Annotated in this window: 23 protein-coding genes and 1 tRNA gene; 7 read left to right on the top strand and 17 right to left on the bottom strand. The window is 62.4% G+C overall.

What is annotated here, in order from left to right; genetic code table 11:
• Positions 1–40: 40 nt before the first annotated feature.
• From leuB to L0962_RS15600, 8 genes are all read right to left on the bottom strand, one after another.
• Positions 41–1,096 carry a 3-isopropylmalate dehydrogenase gene (gene leuB, locus L0962_RS15635; protein WP_234087403.1) on the bottom strand — a complete coding sequence of 352 codons (1,056 nt, stop codon included), beginning with the start codon at positions 1,094–1,096 and terminating at the stop codon, positions 41–43.
• A gap of 9 nt (positions 1,097–1,105) precedes the next feature.
• A complete protein-coding gene (gene leuD, locus L0962_RS15630) occupies positions 1,106–1,747 on the bottom strand; it encodes a 3-isopropylmalate dehydratase small subunit (RefSeq protein ID WP_234087402.1) in 642 nt (213 codons plus the stop codon).
• Entirely contained in the window at positions 1,748–1,960 is a 213-nt protein-coding gene (locus tag L0962_RS15625; RefSeq protein ID WP_234087401.1) for an entericidin EcnAB, read from the bottom strand.
• A 16-nt stretch (positions 1,961–1,976) separates the two neighbouring features.
• A complete protein-coding gene (gene leuC / locus L0962_RS15620; protein ID WP_234087400.1) occupies positions 1,977–3,383 on the bottom strand; it encodes a 3-isopropylmalate dehydratase large subunit in 1,407 nt (468 codons plus the stop codon).
• 59 nt (positions 3,384–3,442) lie between these two features.
• The gene (locus L0962_RS15615; RefSeq protein WP_234087399.1) at positions 3,443–4,600 is read right to left on the bottom strand and encodes an MFS transporter; all 1,158 of its coding nucleotides are present in this window, start codon (positions 4,598–4,600) and stop codon (positions 3,443–3,445) included.
• 34 nt (positions 4,601–4,634) lie between these two features.
• A complete protein-coding gene (locus L0962_RS15610; protein ID WP_234087398.1) occupies positions 4,635–4,898 on the bottom strand; it encodes a YdcH family protein in 264 nt (87 codons plus the stop codon).
• A gap of 43 nt (positions 4,899–4,941) precedes the next feature.
• Positions 4,942–6,048, bottom strand: a complete 1,107-nt coding sequence (aroC, locus tag L0962_RS15605; RefSeq protein WP_234087397.1) for a chorismate synthase — start codon at positions 6,046–6,048, stop codon at positions 4,942–4,944.
• Positions 6,049–6,119: 71 nt separating this feature from the next.
• Positions 6,120–6,566: a CBS domain-containing protein gene (locus tag L0962_RS15600; RefSeq protein ID WP_234087396.1), complete on the bottom strand. Its 447-nt coding sequence runs from the start codon at positions 6,564–6,566 to the stop codon at positions 6,120–6,122.
• 234 nt (positions 6,567–6,800) lie between these two features.
• Between L0962_RS15600 and L0962_RS15595 the strand changes: the two genes are divergently transcribed.
• Entirely contained in the window at positions 6,801–7,106 is a 306-nt protein-coding gene (locus L0962_RS15595; RefSeq protein ID WP_234087395.1) for a DNA-binding transcriptional regulator, read from the top strand.
• Between the two features lie 39 nt (positions 7,107–7,145).
• Here L0962_RS15595 and L0962_RS15590 read toward each other — a convergent pair whose 3' ends face one another.
• Positions 7,146–7,982: a radical SAM protein gene (locus L0962_RS15590; protein ID WP_234087394.1), complete on the bottom strand. Its 837-nt coding sequence runs from the start codon at positions 7,980–7,982 to the stop codon at positions 7,146–7,148.
• A 43-nt stretch (positions 7,983–8,025) separates the two neighbouring features.
• Between L0962_RS15590 and queD the strand changes: the two genes are divergently transcribed.
• Positions 8,026–8,478 (top strand): 6-carboxytetrahydropterin synthase QueD, encoded by a 453-nt coding sequence (queD, locus tag L0962_RS15585; RefSeq protein ID WP_234087393.1) that lies wholly within the window; start codon positions 8,026–8,028, stop codon positions 8,476–8,478.
• Complete coding sequence (locus tag L0962_RS15580; RefSeq protein WP_234087392.1) at positions 8,475–9,626, top strand: patatin-like phospholipase family protein; 1,152 nt, start codon at positions 8,475–8,477, stop codon at positions 9,624–9,626. The genes queD and L0962_RS15580 overlap by 4 nt, the downstream gene beginning before the upstream one ends.
• Before the next feature lie 3 nt (positions 9,627–9,629).
• Here the strand turns inward: L0962_RS15580 and L0962_RS15575 are convergent.
• Positions 9,630–9,717: transfer RNA gene (locus L0962_RS15575), tRNA-Ser, on the bottom strand.
• A 110-nt stretch (positions 9,718–9,827) separates the two neighbouring features.
• Here L0962_RS15575 and L0962_RS15570 point away from each other — a divergent pair.
• Positions 9,828–10,520: a Bax inhibitor-1/YccA family protein gene (locus L0962_RS15570; RefSeq protein WP_234087391.1), complete on the top strand. Its 693-nt coding sequence runs from the start codon at positions 9,828–9,830 to the stop codon at positions 10,518–10,520.
• A 43-nt stretch (positions 10,521–10,563) separates the two neighbouring features.
• On the opposite strand, the gene rlmD is transcribed toward L0962_RS15570, so the two are convergent.
• A complete protein-coding gene (gene rlmD, locus L0962_RS15565) occupies positions 10,564–11,862 on the bottom strand; it encodes a 23S rRNA (uracil(1939)-C(5))-methyltransferase RlmD (RefSeq protein WP_234087390.1) in 1,299 nt (432 codons plus the stop codon).
• A gap of 51 nt (positions 11,863–11,913) precedes the next feature.
• Here rlmD and L0962_RS15560 point away from each other — a divergent pair, with 51 nt between their 5' ends.
• Positions 11,914–12,387, top strand: coding sequence for a hypothetical protein (locus tag L0962_RS15560; RefSeq protein ID WP_234087389.1), 474 nt, complete (start codon positions 11,914–11,916; stop codon positions 12,385–12,387).
• A gap of 127 nt (positions 12,388–12,514) precedes the next feature.
• Positions 12,515–12,763: a hypothetical protein gene (locus L0962_RS15555; RefSeq protein ID WP_234087388.1), complete on the top strand. Its 249-nt coding sequence runs from the start codon at positions 12,515–12,517 to the stop codon at positions 12,761–12,763.
• Between the two features lie 161 nt (positions 12,764–12,924).
• Here L0962_RS15555 and bamC read toward each other — a convergent pair whose 3' ends face one another.
• From bamC to L0962_RS15530, 5 genes are all read right to left on the bottom strand, one after another.
• Complete coding sequence (gene bamC, locus L0962_RS15550; protein ID WP_234087387.1) at positions 12,925–14,067, bottom strand: outer membrane protein assembly factor BamC; 1,143 nt, start codon at positions 14,065–14,067, stop codon at positions 12,925–12,927.
• 13 nt (positions 14,068–14,080) lie between these two features.
• Positions 14,081–14,959, bottom strand: a complete 879-nt coding sequence (dapA, locus tag L0962_RS15545; RefSeq protein ID WP_234087386.1) for a 4-hydroxy-tetrahydrodipicolinate synthase — start codon at positions 14,957–14,959, stop codon at positions 14,081–14,083.
• Positions 14,960–15,039: 80 nt separating this feature from the next.
• Positions 15,040–15,969, bottom strand: a complete 930-nt coding sequence (tilS, locus tag L0962_RS15540) for a tRNA lysidine(34) synthetase TilS (protein WP_234087385.1) — start codon at positions 15,967–15,969, stop codon at positions 15,040–15,042.
• A 4-nt stretch (positions 15,970–15,973) separates the two neighbouring features.
• Positions 15,974–16,942 carry an acetyl-CoA carboxylase carboxyltransferase subunit alpha gene (locus L0962_RS15535; protein ID WP_234087384.1) on the bottom strand — a complete coding sequence of 323 codons (969 nt, stop codon included), beginning with the start codon at positions 16,940–16,942 and terminating at the stop codon, positions 15,974–15,976.
• A gap of 60 nt (positions 16,943–17,002) precedes the next feature.
• Positions 17,003–17,620, bottom strand: a complete 618-nt coding sequence (locus tag L0962_RS15530) for a DNA-3-methyladenine glycosylase (protein ID WP_234087383.1) — start codon at positions 17,618–17,620, stop codon at positions 17,003–17,005.
• Positions 17,621–17,746: 126 nt separating this feature from the next.
• On the opposite strand from L0962_RS15530, the gene L0962_RS15525 reads away from it, so the two are divergent.
• Positions 17,747–18,904, top strand: a complete 1,158-nt coding sequence (locus L0962_RS15525) for an EAL and HDOD domain-containing protein (RefSeq protein WP_234087382.1) — start codon at positions 17,747–17,749, stop codon at positions 18,902–18,904.
• A 1-nt stretch (position 18,905) separates the two neighbouring features.
• Here the strand turns inward: L0962_RS15525 and L0962_RS15520 are convergent, their stop codons facing one another.
• Complete coding sequence (locus L0962_RS15520) at positions 18,906–19,547, bottom strand: MBL fold metallo-hydrolase (protein WP_234087381.1); 642 nt, start codon at positions 19,545–19,547, stop codon at positions 18,906–18,908.
• Between the last annotated feature and the right edge of the window lie 89 nt (positions 19,548–19,636).

The raw sequence follows: 19,636 nt of genomic DNA, 5'->3' as shown, positions 1-19,636 counted from the left end.
CCAAAATATCCCTGTTTAACGCGTCGACCGCAATATTGGTTTACGCCAGCGCCGCCAGCACGGCGTCGCCCATTTCCTTCGTCCCGACCTTGTTGGTCCCGCGCTCGTAGATGTCGCCGGTACGATAGCCTTGGGCCAGCACCTTTTTGACCGCGTTTTCCACCCGCAGTGCCTGCGCTTCCAGGCCAAAGGTGTAACGCAGCATCATCGCTGCCGACAGGATGGTGGCCAGCGGATTGGCCACGCCCTTGCCGGCGATGTCCGGGGCCGAACCGTGCGACGGCTCGTATAGGCCCTTGTTCTTGTCGTCGAGCGAGGCGGACGGCAGCATGCCGATCGAGCCGGTCAGCATCGAGGCTTCGTCGGATAGGATGTCGCCGAACATGTTGCCGGTGACCATCACGTCGAACTGCTTGGGCGCCTTGACCAGTTGCATGGCGGCGTTGTCGACCAGCATGTGGCTGAGTTCGACATCCGGATAATCCTTGCTAACTTCGATCATCACATCGCGCCACAGTTGCGTGCATTCGAGGACGTTCATCTTGTCCACCGAGCACAGCTTCCGGTTGCGCTTCTGCGCCGCCTGGAAGGCGACATGGCCGATGCGGCGGATTTCCGACTCGCTATAGACCATGGTGTTGAAGCCGACGCGCTCGCCGTTCTCCTCGCGCACGCCACGCGGCTGGCCGAAGTAGATGTCACCGGTCAGTTCGCGGACGATCAGGATATCGAGGCCGGCGACGACTTCCGGCTTCAGCGTCGAGGCGTTGGCCAGTTCCGGATAAAGGATCGCCGGACGCAGGTTGGCGAACAGATTCAGATCCTTGCGGATGCCAAGCAGGCCGCGTTCCGGACGCTTTTCCCGCGGCAGGCTGTCCCACTGCGGGCCACCGACGGCGCCGAGCAGCACGGCGTCAGCTTCGCGCGCCAGCTTCTGGGTCGCTTCCGGATAGGGATTGCCGGCCGCATCGACCGCAGCGCCGCCAAGCAGCGCCGTTTCCATTTCGAACTTGAGGTCGAGTGCTTTGAGCACGCGCACCGCTTCAGCGGTGATTTCCGGACCGATGCCGTCACCCGGCAGAACGCAAATCTTCATGTTGTCTCCTTATTGGGCGAACAGCCAGGGCTGCTCGGCACGGCGCTTCTCTTCGAAGGCCTTGATCTTGTCGGCGTGGCGCAGGGTCAGGCCGATGTCGTCCCAGCCGTTGATCAGGCATTCCTTGCGGAAGGCATCAACCTGGAAAGGGATACCGTGGCCGTCGGGACGGACGACCGCCTGCGCCGGCAAGTCGACGACCAGTTTGTAGCCCGGCGTCGCTTCGACCTGCTGGAACAGCGCCTCGATTTCGGCAGCCGGCAGCACGATGGGCAGGATGCCGTTCTTGAAGCAGTTGTTGAAGAAGATGTCGGCAAAGCTCTCGGCGATGATCGCCTTGAAGCCATAGTCGAGCAACGCCCACGGGGCATGCTCACGCGAGCTGCCGCAGCCGAAGTTGGCACGCGTCAGCAGCACTTCGGCACCCTGGTAGCGCGACTGGTTGAGCACGAAGTTCGGATTCTTCGGGCGCTGCGAATTATCCTGGCCCGGCTGGCCGACATCCATGTAGCGCCATTCGTCGAAGGCGTTCGGGCCGAAGCCGGAGCGCTTGATCGACTTGAGGAACTGCTTCGGGATGATCGCGTCGGTATCGACATTATTGCGATCCAGCGGCGCCACCAAACCTTCCAGACGAACGAACTTATCCATTTACTCCACCACTTTCTGCACGGCCTCGCCACCCTTCTTGAGGGTATCGCCGACCGCTTCACCAGTCTTGTTCAATGCCTCGCCGACCACTTCGCCCGTCTTGTGCAGGGCGTGGCCGGTTTTCTCGGCGCCGATCGCCACATCCTTCTTGGCACCTTCCACGGTATTGCATGCGGTCAACCCGAGTGCGACACAAAAAATCAGCACACGCATGGCGTCAACTCCGAACTCAGGAAATGTCCCGCACATCGGCAAAGCGCCCGGCAATCGCTGCCGCTGCCGCCATCGCCGGACTGACCAGGTGGGTACGGCCGCCCGGTCCCTGACGCCCTTCGAAATTGCGGTTCGACGTCGAGGCACAACGCTCGCCCGGCTCGAGGCGGTCGGCGTTCATCGCCAGACACATCGAACAGCCCGGCTCGCGCCACTCGAAACCGGCGGCAACGAAGATCTTGTCCAGACCTTCCTGCTCGGCCTGACGCTTGACCAGACCGGACCCCGGCACGGCCAACGCCAGCTTGACGTTGGCGGCAACGTGTCGCCCCTTGAGAACATGGGCGGCCTGACGCAGATCCTCGATGCGCGAGTTGGTACAGGAACCGATGAACACCTTGTCGATGGCGATCGACGCGATCGGCGTATTCGGATTCAGCCCCATGTACTGCAGCGCGCGCTCCATGCCTTCACGCTTGACCGGATCGCTTTCCCTGGCCGGATCGGGCACCGCTGCATCCACCGCGACGACCATCTCGGGCGACGTTCCCCAGGTCACCTGGGGCCGGATGTCCTCGGCCTTGAGCGTAACCACCTGATCGAAGCGCGCCCCGGCATCGGAATGCAGGGTGCGCCAGTGCGCGACGGCCTTGTCCCAGACCTCGCCTTTCGGCGAGAAAGGACGTCCCTTCAAATAATCGATGGTGACGTCGTCGACCGCAACAAAGCCCATCCGCGCACCGCCCTCGATGGCCATGTTGCACAGCGTCATGCGGCCTTCCATCGACAGACTGCGGATTGCGCTGCCACCAAACTCGATGGCATAACCGGTACCGCCGGCCGTGCCGATGCGGCCGATGATTGCCAGCGCCACGTCCTTGGCGGTGACGCCCTTGCCCAGGCGACCTTCGACGGCGATCAGCATCGTCTTCGACTTCTTCTGCACCAGGCATTGCGTGGCCATCACGTGCTCGACTTCGGACGTACCGATACCGTGTGCCAGGCAGGCGAAGGCGCCATGCGTCGAAGTATGCGAATCGCCGCAGACGACGGTCATGCCCGGCAGCGTCGCACCGTTCTCCGGACCGACGACGTGCACGATGCCCTGCTTCGGATCCTTGAACGGAAAATAGGCCAGCGCACCGACTTCGCGGATATTGCTGTCCAGCGTCTCGACCTGCAGGCGCGAGACGGGATCCTTGATCCCTTCTTCCCAGTGATCGGTCGGCGTGTTGTGATCGGCCGTGGCGACCACGGACGAAATCCGCCACAGTTTGCGGCCGGCCAGCTTCAGGCCTTCGAAGGCCTGCGGGCTGGTCACTTCGTGAACGAGGTGTCGGTCGATATAGAGCAACGCCGTGCCATCGGCTTCCTGATGGACGACGTGATCTTCCCAAAGCTTGTCGTAGAGGGTCTTCGCCATGCTGCTTCTGTCGTGCGGTAAAGCTGGGAATTATTGCACAGGATCGCGTTTTTTTGCCTTCAGTGCCCGTCGACCGCAGGCGTCTCATGGACCCAGCGCCAAATCAGCAGAACACCGATCAGCGCGAAACCGGAACCCAGCGAGTACGTCCAGCCGGCGCCGAGCGAGTCCCAGGTTCGACCGCTGATCAATGCCCCGAGCAAACCACCGGCCCCGAACGACAGACTGGAATAGAGCGCCTGCCCACGGCCCTGGGATTTGCCCGGAAACCAGCGGTTGACCGCACTGATCGCCGAAGCGTGGTAAGCGCCGAAGGTCAGCCCGTGCAGCAATTGCGTCAACACCATCAACGCCACCGAGTCGACGCCCCAGCCCATGATCAGGAAACGCAGCACGGCCGCCCAGAAACAAACGAGCAGGATCGCCCGCAGCGAATAACGGCGCGACAAGCGGGCCATCGCGACGAAAACCGCGATCTCGGCCAAAACGCCCAGCGACCATAACAAGCCGACTTCGGTCTTGGCGTAGCCGTGCGCGGCAAGATGAATGGAGAAAAACACGTAGAAGGCGCCGTGCGCCGCCGACATCATGAAGCAGGCGGCCATCAGGGCGGCCACCTTCGGTTGGCGGAGAATGTCGCCGATCGGCTGGAACGCCCCCTGCCCCGACGCCGTCGGCGCTTCCGGCAGGACCAGCGCGTAAACCAGGATCCCCGCCAGGATGCCGGCACAGACCCACAGAACGCCGACCGGCGGCACCCAGTCGAGCAAGGCGCCAGTCGACATCACGGCAACGATGAAACCGACCGAACCCCACAGCCGTATCCGGCTGTAGCGTCCGCAGTCGTCGCGCAGATGGTCGAAAGTCAGCATCTCGACCAGCGGCAGTGCCGCGCTCCAGAAGAAGGCCAGCACCGCCATCGCAACCAGCATGCCGGGCAGTCGCTCCAGCCAGAAGAAGGCAACGAAGCCGGCCAGCCCGATCAAGGCGGCCAGCCTCACGATGATCATGCGCCGACCAAAGCGATCGACCAGCCAGCCCCACAGATTCGGGCCGAACAGGCGCATCAACTGCATCTGGGACATCAGCAGACCGATATCCCAGGCGGAAAAATTCAGGGATTGGAGATAGAGCCCGAAATACGGGGAGAAGGCGCCGACAAACGCGAAATAGAAGAAGTAGTAGCCCGAAAGGCGCCAGTAGGGCAAAGCGTGCATCCGGCCATTCTAGCGGATGCACGCACGGCAGGAATCAGTTGCCGGCCTGCTGACCGGCACGATAGGCCAGCAACATGTGATAAAGCTCGTCCTTGAGCTTGACGCGCTGCTTCTTCATATCCTCGATCGTGAAATCGGCCACCGGCATGTCATGCTCTTCGAGATCCTCGACCTTGCCGGTCAGGCGGTGATAAGTGGCGAACACCCGGGCAAAATGCGCGTTGCCGACCTTGAGCGCATGAATGGCGTCGGAAAGCTCCGGAAATTCGTGGTGAAGATCGTGGTGATCGACTTGCATGATGGTCTCCCTGTGAATATCCGCCACAAACGCTGCAGCGAAGTTAATTGTTTTCCAACGCCCCCGGGATGCGCGGTGTCGTACACACCACATCGCCGCACTGGGCACGATGGCGCAGTGCATGGTCGATCAGCACCAGCGCCAGCATGGCCTCGGCGATCGGCGTCGCACGGATGCCGACACACGGATCGTGCCGCCCCTGGGTGGCGACTTCGATCGGGTTGCCATCGACATCGATCGAGCGCCGCGCCTGAGCGATCGACGACGTCGGCTTGATCGCCAGATGGGCCACGATACGCTGGCCGGTCGAAATACCGCCGAGCACGCCACCGGCATGGTTGCTGGCGAAGCCCTGCGGCGTCAATTCGTCGCCATGTTCGCTGCCTTTCTGGGCAACCGAGGCGAAGCCATCCCCGATCTCGACTCCCTTGACGGCGTTGATGCCCATCATCGCGTAGGCGATCTCGGCATCGAGCCGGTCGAACACCGGCTCGCCCCAGCCCGGCGGCACGCCATCGGCAGTCACCGTGATCTTCGCGCCGACCGAATCGAGCGACTTGCGCAGATCATCCATGTAAGTTTCAAGCGTCGGCACGATCGCGGCGTTGGGCGCAAAGAAAGCGTTGCCGTCAATGTCGTCGGCGCTGACGAAGGGAATCTCGATCGGCCCGAGCGCACTCATCCAGCCGCGAATCGTCACGCCATAGCGTTCGTTCAACCATTTGCGGGCGATCGCGCCGGCAGCCACGCGAACCGCCGTCTCGCGCGCCGAAGAGCGCCCGCCGCCGCGATAATCCCGGAAGCCATATTTCTGGGTGTAAGAATAATCGGCATGCCCCGGCCGGAACGTGGTGGCGATGTTGCCGTAATCCTTGCTGCGCTGATCCTGATTGCGGATCAGCAGCGCAATCGGCGTGCCGGTGGTCTTGCCATCGAAGACCCCGGACAGGATTTCCACGGTATCCGGCTCGCGCCGCTGGGTCACATGCCGCGAGGTGCCAGGCTTGCGCCGGTCCAACTCGGCCTGGATGTCCGACTCGCACAGCGCCAGTCCGGGCGGACATCCGTCAACCACGCAACCGATGGCCGGACCATGCGATTCGCCAAAGGAAGAGACTGTAAACAGGGTACCGAAAGTATTGCCGGACATGGTTCAGGTATCGCGGGGACAAACGCCTAGTCTACCACGCCGCGGCGCCCTCCCTGCGCTGGGGGCCAGGCTCAGGCGGCGTCTTCGGCGGGCCAGTTCTTGATGTAGCTCTTGAGCATCCGGTTCTCCAGACTCTGCTCCTCGAGCACGGCCTTGGCGACATCGAGAAAGGAAATCACGCCGAGCAGTTGCTCACCGTCGATCACCGGCAGGTAGCGGGAATGCTTGTCGATCATCAGGCGACGCAGGTCGTTGGCCTCCATTTCCTGAGGGACCGTGACCGGATCGAGGACCATCACGTCGCTCACCGTCAGCCCGTCGAGCTTGCCGCCCTGGCGCTTCAATACCTGCATCACCTCGCGAAAGGTAAGCATGCCGACCAGACGGCCGCCATCCAGCACCACCAGCGAGCCGACATCGCTCTCGGCCATCCGTTCCACTGCCGCTGCCAATGCATCCTGCGGGCGGATCGAAAACAGCGCCCCACCCTTGACACGCAAAATTTCCTTGACCTGCATCGCTCTCTCCAGAGTCATGTTTGCCGACGATCTTAGTGTATCCACAGGGAATACGAAAGTTCCCCGCCCGATTCGGTCGTGCGATAAACCCCGCTTATCCCAAGAGCACACACTCATGGCATGCCGACTTGTAGATCGTCATAATCACCTATACACTTCGTACTATTACCTAAGTCATACAACAAAAGTATGAATGGGTAAGCCCATCACTTTTGAGAGACTACGGAGTCCAACATGAGCACTGTCAAGACCATCGAAAAAATCGACGCCCGCGAAATCCGCCGCAAACTCGGCCTGAACCAGCAGCAATTCTGGTCGGCCCTGGGCGTCACCCAGAGTGGCGGTTCGCGCTATGAAAGCGGCCGCAACATGCCGAAGCCGGTTCGCGAGCTGCTGCGCCTGGTACACGTCGAGCAGATCGACATCCGGACGATCAAGCGCGAAGACTGGGAAGTTGTCGACTACCTGAAGTCGCAAGAACCGGAACTGTTCAAGTCGCTGAAGAAGTCGGCGCGCACGCACGCCAAGAAGGCGGCCTGATTTTCTCCCCTTCGGGGGTGTCGACCGCAGGCACGGGCCTCAGGGAGAAACCATCACCCTGAGGCCCGTTTCCTTTGTTATCTCCCCGGCGAAATCATTCAGCACCTCGACTGACAAGCGCCCGAGGCGCTGCGCTGCCGGCTGCATCGACGGACGGGCGATGCCGTAAAGATGAACCCCCGCCAGGTGCCCGGCCAGTGGCCGCAGTACGTTGCAATACGCCGTTCGGGAGGCGGCAGATGGCGCCTCGCCATCGATCGCGAACCAGCAGGTCTGTACCCAGGTCGGCGCCAGGCCGGCGCAAAGCGCGAGATTGGCGGCCGCCCGCTCCGGCGACAGGGCCGAACCGTTGACCCGCTCACACTCCTCCGGCAAGGCCCGGTCCAGCTTGTACCAGACCTCGCCCCCGAATTCGCCGAGCCGGCGGATAGCGTCCTGCACCGGATTCCGATGCAGCAAGGAACCATTGGTGATCAGGCGCAAGGGAATCCGGCCACGCAGCCCGCGAGATTCGAGCAATTCGCAGACGCAGGCCACGGCTTCGGCGAACTCGACGGCGGAGGTCGGCTCTCCATTTCCGGAAAAAGCCACGTCGACCAATCGCCGCGCCTCGGGCGGCGCATTGCGCAGCAGAAAGTCGCCTTCCTGGATGTCGGCCAGCAAACCGGCAAGCTCGCGCTCAAGCTGCCCCAGATCGATCGGCGGTGGCCCGCCGCGCGTCAGCCCCTCGACCTGGCAATAAACGCAGGCCCAGTTGCAGGCGTTGTTCGGATTCAGGTTGATGCCGACCGAAACCCCGCCTGCCCGTCGCGAGACAACAGGATAGACATAGGTCAGGCCGGCCGCATCGCGGCGGTGATCGAGAGTGCTGAGCATGGCCCATTGTATAATCCGCCGCTGTCAAACCGAGCAACGCAACATGCAGATCACCCGCCGCCTGGAATTCGATGCCGGGCACCGCATCCCCGACCACAAGAGCCAGTGCCGGCATCTGCACGGTCATCGCTACGCCATCGAAATCACCCTGTCCGGCCAGATCATCGACCGCGCCGGCGATGCCGCCAACGGCATGGTGATGGACTTCTCCCAGGTCAAAGAACTGGCCAAAACCCATTTGGTCGACCGCTGGGACCACGCCTTCCTGGCTTATGCCGAAGACCGCGCCATCGTCGATTTCCTGAACGCGCTGCCCGACCACAAGACGGTGCTGCTCGACTGCGTCCCTACTGCCGAAAATCTGGCACGGATTGCTTTTTCGACGCTCGATGCGGTTTACCGCGACACTTACGGCAATCACCTTCAGCTGGCACGCGTCCGGCTTTATGAAACGCCTAACTGCTGGGCGGACGCCACCCGCTCCGACGGGGCTTGAACGACACGGCGAACAATCCGCCAGGCGGCACCGCGCTGGTCCTCTCCGGCGGCGGGGCCCGAGCTGCCTATCAGGTTGGCGTACTGCTCGCCGTCGCCAAACTTTCCCGCCAGCGTCGCCACAACCCTTTTCCCATCCTTTGCGGTACCTCGGCCGGTGCAATCAATGCTGTCGGCCTAGCCTGCCTGGCCGACCATTTCGGCAAGGCCAGCGCGCTGCTCGCCAGCTTCTGGCGCAACATGCGCGCCAGCGACATCTATCGCGCCGATGCGCTGGGTGTCGGCCTGACCGGCGCACGCTGGCTGGCCGCGCTGACCGTCGGCTGGGCCATCCGCAATCCGCCGCGCTCGCTGCTCGACAACGCCCCGCTCGCTCGCCTGCTGCGCCGCCACCTTGATTTCGCCGGCATCGAACGCTCGATCGCCAAGGGCAGTTTGCGCGCTGTCTGCGTTACGGCATCCGGCTACGAATCGGGAGAAAGCATCAGTTTCTTCCAGGGCCACCCAGCGGTGCAGCCATGGCACCGCGTCCAGCGCATCGGCATGCGCAGCCGCCTGGACATCGAGCACCTGCTGGCCTCCAGCGCCATTCCCTTCATTTTTCCGGCCACCCGAATTCATCGCGAGTATTTCGGCGACGGCTCGATGCGCCAGCTGGCACCTTTATCGCCGGCCATCCACCTCGGCGCCGAACGGGTTTTCGTGATTGGCGCCGGGCGCAAACGGGAAAACCTGCCGCGCCAACAAGTGGATCGCTACCCGTCGCTGGCCCAGATTGCCGGTCACGCGCTGTCCAGCATCTTTCTCGACAGTCTTGCGGTCGACATCGAAAGAATGGAAAGAATCAACCGCACGCTTTCGGCCATTCCGCCGGAAAACCGCGAACAGGGAAATATTTCGCTGCGCCGGGTCGACACGCTGGTCATTTCGCCATCGGAGCGGATCGACCGGATCGCCGCCGATCATGCGGAAGCCCTGCCCTGGCCGATCAGGGCCTTGCTTGGCGGCATCGGGGCAATGAATCGCCAGGGCGGCGCACTGACCAGTTACCTGTTATTTGAAAAACCCTATACCCAGGCACTGATCGACCTGGGCTACGCGGACACGCTGGCCCGCGACGTGGAAGTCGGCGACTTCCTGAACCTGTGATCCTGGCGGGGCCGGTGAGATTCGAACTCACGATGCCTTTCGGCACGCCGGTTTTCAAGACCGGTGCATTCAACCGCTCTGCCACAGCCCCTTGGGGCGCGCATGATAGCACAGGCCGCCATGCTGCCCGATTTGAAACTTCGGCAAGTCTTGGTTAGTCTAACGGGCCAGAACACATTGGAACAAAGGAGATCAGAACCCATGGCCAACCCATTCGATATCACCCGCCAGGATTCGACCAACTACGCAGTCCAGCAGAACCGCGTCCTGCGCAACACTTACATGCTGCTCGGCTTGAGCATGGTACCGACCGTGCTTGGAGCGCTGATCGGCGTTCAGATGGGCTTTTCGTTCTTTGCCGGCAGCCCGTTCATTTCCTTCCTGCTGTTCCTCGGCATTGCCTTCGGTTTCATGTGGGGCATCGAGAAGAACAAGGACTCCGGCCTCGGCGTCGCACTGCTGCTCGGCTTCACCTTCTTCATGGGCCTGATGCTGTCGCGCATCCTGCAGGTTGCCCTCGGCTTTTCGAACGGCGCATCGATGATCGCGCTGGCCGCCGGCGGTACCGGTGCCATCTTCCTGACGCTGTCGGCCATCGCCGCGAGCAGCAAGCGCGACTTCACCGGCATCGGCAAGTTCCTGTTCGCCGGCGTCATCCTGATCCTGCTGGCCGCCGTCGCCAACATCTTCTTCCAGATTCCAGCCCTGTCGCTGGCCATCTCGGCCGCCGCCGTCGGCATCTTCTCGGCCTATATCCTGTACGACATCAGCCGCATCGTGCAGGGTGGCGAAACCAACTACGTCAGTGCGACTCTTGCGGTCTACCTCGACATTTACAACGTTTTCGTCAGCCTGCTGAATCTGATCATGGCCTTCACCGGCGAACGCGACTGAGCGGATTCAAGCCCTTTGGAAAGGCGGCCCAGGCCGCCTTTTTTCATGCACGCTCGAACAACGAAATGGACTCGACGTGTGCCGTGTGCGGGAACATGTTGAGAATGCCCGTCGCGCACAACCGGTAGCCTTTGAGCGAAGTCAACACACCGGCATCGCGGGCCAGCGTCGCCGCGTTGCAGGACACATAGACCAGACGTCGCGGCGCATCCTCGCCGAAAGCCTTGACCAGCTCGATCGCACCTTCACGCGGCGGATCGATCAACATCTTGTCGAAATGCCCCAGAGCCGCCAGCGAAGCATCAGTGATATCGAACAGGTTGGACACCGCAAACCTGACCTGATCGGCCAGGCCATGCGCTGCCGCCGCTTCCTTGCCGCGGGCGACCAGCGCCGGGCTGCCCTCGACGCCAACCACCGTGGCACCGGAACGGGCAATCGGCAAGGTGAAGTTGCCGAGGCCGCAGAACATGTCGGCGATCCGTTCCCCGGGTCGGGGGTCAAGCAGGCGTAACGCACGCCGAACCATGACCTGGTTCACAGCGGGATTGACCTGCGTGAAATCGGTCGGCCGAAATTCCATATCCAGGCCAAATTCCGGCAAACGGTAGCTCAGCCGCGGCCCGGGCAGAGGATGAAAACGCTGCGCCGAATCCGGGCCCTTCGTTTGCAGATAGACCACCACGGCATGCCGGTCGGCAAAGGCCCGGACCCGTGCTTCGTCGGCTGCGGTCAACGGCGCCAGAACGCGGAAAACCAGGGCCGTACATTCGGCCCCCACGGCAACCTCCACCTGCGGCAGACGATCGGCGATCGACAGTGCGGCAAACAGTTCCCGCAACGGCATCAGCAGATCCGACACATGCGGCGGCAATATCGGACAAACCCTGACATCCGCGATATAACTGCTGCGCTTTTCGTGGAAACCGATCAGTACCCCTCCACGCGACTCGACCCGGCGCACCCCAAGACGCGCCTTGTGGCGATAGCCCCAGGGGTTGCCGTGGATCGGCGGCAACACGTTCTCGGCCCGGGTCCGGCCAATGTGCCACAGACTGTCCTCCAGCACCCGCTGCTTGACGGCAACCTGTGCAGAAGCTTCCAGGTGCTGCATCGCACAACCCCCACAAATGCCGTAATGAGGACAAGCTGGCGTCACCCGCGCCGGCGAAGGCGAGATCACGCTGACCAGATGCGCCAGTTCGTATTTCGGCTTGCGGCGGAAGCTGGCGTACTCGACCACCTCACCGGGCAAGGCACCATCGATGAAAATCGCCTTGCCGTCCTGACGGGCAATACCTCTGGCTTCATGATCCAGCGCTTCAATGATCCCGACAGGCACGGTCGACTCCGCAAAAAGCGCGAATTCTATCAATCGGTTACACTGAAAGCCATGAGCAGGCAATTGATTACCACCTGGGGCGACTACACGGCAGCGGCCGACCGCTTGCTGGCTCACCCGGAACCGCGCGAACTCCTGATCCACGACCAGGATCTGCAAATGCTACGCCTGGAAAGCAGCGAACGAATCGCGGCCCTGTCGCAACGACTGGCCGAGGGCTGCACTTTACGCATCGCCCTGCGCGACGGCTCGCCATTTCAGGGCAGGCAACCACGGCTGAACGCCCTGTTCGAAACCTGGCGACACCGTGTCCAGATCAGAACCCTGCCGGAAACTTTCGCCCATCTGCGGGACAGCCTGCTGATTACCGGCCACGAACTCGCCCTGATCCGCTTCGACAAGGATCAACCCCGCGCCGTCGTACTGGATTCGCAAGAGCCCGACCTTGGCCAGTATCGCTCGCGTTTCGAAGAAATCTGGCAAATCTGCCACGACGACCTGCTGCCTCGCCCGCTGGGACTGTGACAGCGTGTGACATGCGCTTAATTCGCTGCAACGCAACAAGTTTTTTAGGCTATACTTTTCCGCGGTTGGCGTAAGCCTCCAGTCAATTTATTCAGATTTTGCTGTTTCTTGTCGATAAGGAATCACCATGAACAAGTCTATTCTCGCTGCTGCCCTGATCGCTCTGGCCCTGTCCGCTTGCGGTAAGAAGGAAGAACCGGCTCCCGCCCCGGCTCCGGCTCCGGCCGCTGCTCCGGCTCCGGAAGCCAAGCCGGCTGAAGCCGCTCCGGCCGAAGCCAAGCCGGCCGAAGGCGCTGCCGCTCCGGCCGCCGATGCCAAGCCGGCCGAAGGCGCTTCCGGCGCTCCGGCTGCTGCTCCGGCCGAAGAAAAGAAGTAATCACTTCCGGCACAGCGAAAACGGGACTTCGGTCCCGTTTTTTTTGCGCTGCACTCCGGGGAAAGGAAACACAGCCCCGCCGTTGATCGAAAAAAAACGCTCCTGAAGGAGCGTTTTCTTTGGCCGCCGATCGGCTCGGCAAATAGGTTCCGCAGCTGGAACTACTGGAGCTGCTCCTGAAGCAAGCCGAGAATCCGCTTGGCCGTCGCCGACTGATCGATACCGCCTTCGTTGGTCAACACCTGAATCGCGCTCTGCGTACCATTGTCGGCAACATGAATCCGGTATTGCGTCTTCGAGACAGCCGAACCCGGTTCGTTGCCGCCCCAGAAAACCAGTTTGGACAACAGGCCATCGCTCTTCTTGGTCTTGTTGTCGGCATCCGGATCAACGTAGCGGACGAAGTACAAGCCACGCGAACGATCCCGGTCTTCAACGGTGAACCCGACACGATCCAGGGCCAGGCCAACCCGCCGCCAGGCACGATCGAACCGCTCATAGACATCCAGCCTGCCGCTGCCGTCCTCGGCCCTGGCCAGACGGGCACGCGGTTCAGACTTCGCGGCAGAAGCCGCCACCGAGGCTTCCGCGCGCTTTTCCTCGGCCCCCAGGCGAACCATCATCCGCCGAAGCATTTCCGCTTCCAGTTCGGGATCGGGAGGGCGCGGTTGCCAGCGGGTTTCATCCTTCGCCGCCGAAGTAAAAACCTCCTCCATCCCGCGGTGACTGATGTAGATTTCCGTCGTTCCCGGCTGGCTGCCCGGCTCGAAACGCGTCCGGAACTTGTCGCGTTCGCCTGACGAATACAGGGAATCCAGCAACTTGCCGAAAGTGTTGCGGATGATGTCGTCGCCGATCTTGGCCCGGTTCTCGGCCCAATCGGTTTCCATCACGCCGGCTTCCGGGCGTTCGATGTTGACGACGAAACCGGTCTCCTGCCAGAACTCCTTGACGTTGTCCCAAAGGGCATCGGCCGGTTGGGCAACGACCAGCCAGCGCTGGCTGCCGGAACGCTCGACGCGGATTTTTTCCACCTCGGGCAGCACGGGCGAATAGCCGGCCTGCGCCTCGGGGGCGCGTTCGGCCGAATAGGCCGAGAAGGTCGCACTGCCCTTGCCGCCGGCGTCCGGTACCAGATAACGATCGTCGCGGGTCACCTGCGACAGGTCGGGAGGCACTTCCAGGGTGGGAGCCTTGCCGGCCGACTTGTAATCGATCTTGCGCGAATCCGGCAGGATACCGCAGCCGGCAACGGCAACCGCAAGCAGGGAAAGGGTGAGGCCGGAAGCTAACCGACGATTCATGAAACGGTCTCCGTCAGACATTCAGGCCGGCCTGGCGCATCGCGGCCAGAACTCGCGGCTGGTTTGCTTCGCTCAGGGCGGTCAGCGGCAGGCGAATGCCGTTGGGCATCAGTCCCATCTTGTGCACGGCCCACTTCACCGGAATCGGATTCGCTTCGCAGAACAGATCGCGATGCAGGCCGAGCAGCCTGAAGTGGATTTCCTTGGCTTCGGCAACCTTGCCGGCTGCAGCGGCGACGCACATCTCGTGCATCAGGCGCGGCGCCACATTGGCAGTCACCGAGATGTTGCCGTGGAAGCCCATCAGGATGGACAGTACGCAGGTCAGATCGTCGCCGCTGTACAGCGCAAAACCCGCCGGCGCGCGCTGGATCAGATCGTAGGCACGATCCAGGTTTCCGGTGGCGTCCTTGACGCCGACGATGCCCGGCACGTCGGCCAGACGCAGGATGGTGTCGTTCGACATGTCGGCGACGGTACGCCCCGGCACGTTGTACAGGATCACCGGCAGGTCGACCGCTTCGGCAATCGCCTTGAAATGGCGATACAGGCCTTCCTGCGTCGGCTTGTTGTAGTAAGGCACGACCGACAACGCCAGGTCGGCGCCGGCTTCCTTGGCGAAACGGGTCAGTTCGATGGCTTCTGCCGTCGAATTCGCACCGGTACCGGCGATGACCGGAATGCGCCCGGCGGCATGATCGACCGTCAGCTTGATCAGTTCACAATGCTCGTCGACGTCGACCGTCGGCGATTCGCCGGTCGTTCCGACGATAACGATCGCGTCGCTACCTTCGGCAACGTGAAAATCGATCAGCTTGCGCAGCGACGGCAAATCGAGGCTGCCATCCTCGTGCATGGGCGTTACGATGGCGACAATGGATCCGGTAATCATGACCTGTAGAAAAGGAAGCAATCGGACGATTGTAACTGATGGGCCGAAGACGGCAAACGTCGCCCCGTAACAGTTTGTTGTTATTTACACGCGAGCCAGGTCAGGCGCCCGCGCGACAGACGCATCGTGCCCTCGGGCAGATTCAGGCAGGGATGACGGTCGACCGCAGCCGTAAGCAGTTGCCGGGCGAATTCCGTCAGCCGCTCGCTGTCCGGCACCCGCCATCCGAGTTGGCGCAAACGCCAGCGCAGGAGATTCTTCAGCCGGGCCGACGACAATTGTCGCAGCACCTCCAGCCGTGCGGCATCGCCATCCGCCGCATCTTGCCAGTCGTTTTCCGCCAGTTCATCGAGCAGGTCGGCGGCTTCGGCAAAATGTGTCGCAGCGCGTGCCAGTGCCGCTTCGCCCCCCGGGAAACGCGGCGCGATTGCGGTCAACACCTCGTGACGGAGGAAATTGCGGCTGAACCGCCGGTCATCGTTGCTTTCGTCGTCAATCCAGGTCAGGGAATGCTGTTGAGCGTAGTCCCGGATTTCCGCCTTCGACACATCAAGCAAGGGACGCAGGATACGCAAGGCGCCATGCTCACGAGCCGGGCGCATCGCCGCCGCACCGTGCAATCCGGCACCGCGCAACAAATTGAACAACAGGGTTTCGGCTTGATCCGCCCGATGCTGAGCCAGCAGGATTGTCGCAAAGCCACTATCGGAGAATGCCTGGTAACGCGCCAGGCGGGCCGCCGCCTCGATGCCGCCGCCGGTCGGACTGACCTGGACGGGCACGACGGACAGCGGGATATTCAGCGAAGCGCAACGATCGCGGCAGAACACCGCCCAGCGCTCGGCATTCGGTGACAACCCATGATTGACGTGAATCGCCGCGAACTGCCCGGCCGGCAACAAGCGCGACAGAAGATGCAGCAGCACGACGGAATCGATGCCGCCGGACAAGCCCAGTGCCAGGCGCCCGTCCGTGACATGATCGGCCAGGAAACGACCGACCCGGGACAACAGGTCAGTCGACAGCCTGTTCCTTGAAGCGGCCATAACTCATCAGCCGCTCGTAGCGCTGGGCCAGCAGTTCTTCGGTCGTCAGCCCGGACAACTGCTTCAGGGAGTCCTGCAAGGCCTTCTTCAGGTGCTGGGCCATCGCCGCGTGATCGCGGTGGGCACCGCCGAGCGGCTCGCTGACGATCTTGTCGACCAGTCCGAGCGACTTCAGTCGCTGCGCGGTAATGCCCATGGTTTCGGCAGCTTCCGGTGCCTTTTCAGCGCTCTTCCAGAGAATGGAAGCACAGCCTTCCGGCGAGATCACGGAATAGGTCGAATACTGCAACATCTGCAGGACGTCGCCGACGGCAATCGCCAGCGCACCGCCGGAACCGCCCTCGCCGATGATGGTGACGATGACCGGCACCTTCAGTTCGGCCATCACGTACAGGTTACGGCCGATCGCCTCGGACTGGCCGCGCTCCTCGGCATCGATGCCGGGATAGGCACCGGGCGTATCGACGAAGGTCATCACCGGAATGCCGAATTTCTCGGCCAGCTTCATCAGGCGCAGCGCCTTGCGATAGCCCTCCGGACGCGGCATGCCGAAGTTGCGATGGATCTTTTCCTTGGTATCACGGCCCTTCTGGTGACCGATGACGACGACCGGCTGGCCGTTGAAGCGGGCCAGACCGCCGACGATGGCGTGATCGTCGGCAAAGGCGCGATCGCCGTGCAGTTCTTCGAAATCGGTGAACAGGTGTTGCACGTAATCGAGCGTGTAGGGACGCTGCGGATGGCGCGCCAGCTGGGAAATCTGCCACGGCGTGAGCTTGGCGTAGATTTCCTTGGTCAATTGCGCACTCTTCTTCTCCAGCCGCTCGATCTCTTCCGAGATATCGACGGCGGAATCGTCCTGGACGAAGCGCAGCTCTTCGATCTTGGCTTCGAGGTCGGCAACGGATTGCTCGAAGTCGAGGAAAGTTGTTTTCATGGACAGCCCGTTCTTGAAACTGGCGCGCATTTTACCCCAAAGGTCTGAGGGTCAGACCGCCTAGTATTCGACAGCGATCGGGTCCAGGCTGCGCCAGAGGTACCAGGTCGCCACGGAACGCCACGGCCGCCAGCGTTCGCCGAGATCGCGCAATTGCCGCAGGGTCGGCCTGGCTCCGGAAAAATAATGCAACCCGACGGCTTTTTGCAGTCCGATGTCGTCGACCGGAAAGACATCCGGTCGCATCTGGTTGAAGATCAGGAACATTTCGGCCGTCCACCGGCCGATGCCGCGCACGCGACATAACTCGACGATCAGCGCTTCGTCGTCGATGCCCTGCCAGCCGTCGGCAACCAGGCGACCGTCGACGAAATGCGCCGCCAGATCCAGCAGGTATTCGATCTTGCGCCCGGACAGGCCGCAACCGGCCAGACCTTCGGCGGCACAGGCCAGCACGACAGACGGGCGAACCTCGCCGACGCGGTCGACAAAGCGCGCCCAGACGCTGTCGGCCGCCTTGACCGAAATCTGCTGGCCGACGATCGAACGTACCAGCGTCGAGAAAGGATCACCGCGCGACGCCAGCGACAATCCGGCGAACTGCTCGACCAGCGTCGCCATCGTCCGGTCGCGGGCTGCCAGTTCGGCAGAAGCCTGAAGCCAGTAATCGGGTTGCATCGGGAAATTTTAACGTTTGCTGCGGTCGACCGCGGAAATGCCGAAAAATTGTTGCAAAAACGCCGGCACGACGCCCGGCGGATTTGCTAACATCGCTCGCATCCACGCACAGCCCCGGCCCTGACGATGCACGGTTATCCCTTCATCCACCCACTCCTTGGCACGGAAGAAGTCTTTTCCGGCTACCGCCTGGAGTACGCCCCCGGCACGGTCGCCTCGGCGTGCCGGCACGCCGTTGAAACGGTCGAGCATTTCGACGAATTCGACCACCGTCATCCGTGGTTCGTTCCGGCCGGACCGTTCGCCGCCGCCACGCCGGAACGGGTGATCGCCACTTTTTCCGCGCACGACGGCAAGCACGGCGAAGGCGACGAACTCGAAGCCGAACTGCGCAAATCCTGCCGCAAACTGGCCTTTGCCAGCAGCCCCGACAGCAAGCTGCCGGCCACCGGCACCTGGGACTACCTGCTGATTTCCGCCAGCCACGCCAGGAGTCTGCCACCGTTTGGCCTGCACGGCATGGCCTCGCGCACGCAGATCGTCGCCACCGATGTACACGGTCATGGCGACCGCGACTGGCTGATGGCCAACGCCTGTGCGATGACGACCGGCGAATATCTTCAATCGCGGGCGCAGATCGGCAAAAAGGCTGATACCACGCGGCAGAAGATGCTCGAACTGCTGAGCCTGATCGCCAACGATGCCGATACCGAAGCCCTCGAAGCCATCTTCCGTCAGGAAGCCAAGCTCTCTTACAGCCTGCTGCGGCTGGTCAATTCGGCGGCCATCGCCCCGCGCTCGCCGATCACCAGCTTCGCCCAGGCCATCAACATGCTTGGCCGCCGCCAACTGGAGCGCTGGCTGCAACTGCTGATCTACGCCGACCCGAACAACGGCCAGCATCCCAACCCGCTGCTTTACAAAGCGGCTGCCCGCGGCTTGCTGCTCGAACAGTTGATCAGCCATGTGCCAACCCGGCCGGATGTCGCCAACGCCGGCGACAGCGCCTTCATGGTCGGCTCCTTCTCGCTGCTCGACGTGCTGCTCAACATGTCGATGGGAGAAATCCTGCAGCAACTGCCCCTGTGCCAGCCGGTGCACGATGCGCTGGCCCGCCATGGCGGGCCGTTGGGCCAGTTGCTGGCGGCCATTGAGGCCGCAGAAGGCCGCGACCTGACCAGTGCCGACCAGCAACTGCACGAACTCGGCATTCCGCCGGATTTTTTCCTGGCCGCCCAGATGAACGCGCTGGCCTGGGCCAACCGCATCCGCCCGGGGAGCTGAATCAGCCGTAACGCCCGCTGAGGAAAGGGTTGTAGCGGCGTTCCTCGCCGAAAGAGGACATCGGCCCATGACCGGGAATGAACTCGACATCGTCGCCGAGCGGGAACAGCTTTTCCTTGATCGAGGCAATCAACGCGGCATGATCGCCGCGCGGGAAATCGGTACGCCCGATCGATCCCTGGAAAAGCACGTCGCCAACCTGCGCGAGCTTGCTGTCAGCGTGAAAAAACACGACATGCCCCGGCGTATGCCCCGGGCAATGCAAAACAGCCAGTTCGACCTCGCCGAAACTCACGCGGTCGCCATCCTGCAGCCAGCGCGCCGGGACGAAGGGGGCGCATTCAGGAAAGCCGAACATGCGACTCTGTTGCGCCATGCCCTCAATCCAGAACGCATCGTCGGGATGCGGTCCCTCGATCGGCACTCCCGTCCGCTCGGCCAGGGCGGCGGCCCCGCCGGCATGATCGATGTGGCCATGCGTGATCAACACCTTGCTCAAGGTCAGGCCTTCGGCGGCCAGCACGGCCAGGATCCGGTCAACATCGCCTCCGGGATCGATAACGGCGGCCTGGCGGGTTTTTTCGCACCAGAACACGGTGCAGTTCTGCTCGAACGGCGTGACGGGAAGAATGCGGTAACGCATGGGATTCGGCCGGCAATAAAGGTAGGCGGCATTATCTCACGGGGGATTGCTTGCCCGCGCCACGCCGGCCACTTACACTGCGGGCCATC

Origin of the sequence: Azonexus sp. R2A61, assembly GCF_021401135.1 — a bacterium.
Classification (GTDB): Bacteria; Pseudomonadota; Gammaproteobacteria; order Burkholderiales; family Rhodocyclaceae; genus Azonexus.
The sequence above is the reverse complement of the archived record's forward strand: the minus strand, read 5'-3'. Positions and strand labels throughout refer to the sequence as shown.

What these genes read in the sequence shown, in the direction of transcription:
- L0962_RS15615 (WP_234087399.1), bottom strand. Translation starts at nt 4,600, where the DNA reads ATGCACGCTTTGCCCTACTGGCGCCTTTCGGGCTACTACTTCTTCTAT.
- L0962_RS15600 (WP_234087396.1), bottom strand. Translation starts at nt 6,566, where the DNA reads ATGCAGGTCAAGGAAATTTTGCGTGTCAAGGGTGGGGCGCTGTTTTCG.
- bamC (WP_234087387.1), bottom strand. Translation starts at nt 14,067, where the DNA reads ATGAATCGTCGGTTAGCTTCCGGCCTCACCCTTTCCCTGCTTGCGGTT.
- L0962_RS15535 (WP_234087384.1), bottom strand. Translation starts at nt 16,942, where the DNA reads ATGAAAACAACTTTCCTCGACTTCGAGCAATCCGTTGCCGACCTCGAA.
- L0962_RS15570 (WP_234087391.1), top strand. Translation starts at nt 9,828, where the DNA reads ATGGCCAACCCATTCGATATCACCCGCCAGGATTCGACCAACTACGCA.
- leuB (WP_234087403.1), bottom strand. Translation starts at nt 1,096, where the DNA reads ATGAAGATTTGCGTTCTGCCGGGTGACGGCATCGGTCCGGAAATCACC.
- dapA (WP_234087386.1), bottom strand. Translation starts at nt 14,959, where the DNA reads ATGATTACCGGATCCATTGTCGCCATCGTAACGCCCATGCACGAGGAT.
- L0962_RS15525 (WP_234087382.1), top strand. Translation starts at nt 17,747, where the DNA reads ATGCACGGTTATCCCTTCATCCACCCACTCCTTGGCACGGAAGAAGTC.
- L0962_RS15625 (WP_234087401.1), bottom strand. Translation starts at nt 1,960, where the DNA reads ATGCGTGTGCTGATTTTTTGTGTCGCACTCGGGTTGACCGCATGCAAT.
- L0962_RS15555 (WP_234087388.1), top strand. Translation starts at nt 12,515, where the DNA reads ATGAACAAGTCTATTCTCGCTGCTGCCCTGATCGCTCTGGCCCTGTCC.
- L0962_RS15610 (WP_234087398.1), bottom strand. Translation starts at nt 4,898, where the DNA reads ATGCAAGTCGATCACCACGATCTTCACCACGAATTTCCGGAGCTTTCC.
- L0962_RS15520 (WP_234087381.1), bottom strand. Translation starts at nt 19,547, where the DNA reads ATGCGTTACCGCATTCTTCCCGTCACGCCGTTCGAGCAGAACTGCACC.
- L0962_RS15530 (WP_234087383.1), bottom strand. Translation starts at nt 17,620, where the DNA reads ATGCAACCCGATTACTGGCTTCAGGCTTCTGCCGAACTGGCAGCCCGC.
- L0962_RS15590 (WP_234087394.1), bottom strand. Translation starts at nt 7,982, where the DNA reads ATGCTCAGCACTCTCGATCACCGCCGCGATGCGGCCGGCCTGACCTAT.
- L0962_RS15595 (WP_234087395.1), top strand. Translation starts at nt 6,801, where the DNA reads ATGAGCACTGTCAAGACCATCGAAAAAATCGACGCCCGCGAAATCCGC.
- queD (WP_234087393.1), top strand. Translation starts at nt 8,026, where the DNA reads ATGCAGATCACCCGCCGCCTGGAATTCGATGCCGGGCACCGCATCCCC.
- leuD (WP_234087402.1), bottom strand. Translation starts at nt 1,747, where the DNA reads ATGGATAAGTTCGTTCGTCTGGAAGGTTTGGTGGCGCCGCTGGATCGC.
- aroC (WP_234087397.1), bottom strand. Translation starts at nt 6,048, where the DNA reads ATGTCCGGCAATACTTTCGGTACCCTGTTTACAGTCTCTTCCTTTGGC.
- L0962_RS15560 (WP_234087389.1), top strand. Translation starts at nt 11,914, where the DNA reads ATGAGCAGGCAATTGATTACCACCTGGGGCGACTACACGGCAGCGGCC.
- leuC (WP_234087400.1), bottom strand. Translation starts at nt 3,383, where the DNA reads ATGGCGAAGACCCTCTACGACAAGCTTTGGGAAGATCACGTCGTCCAT.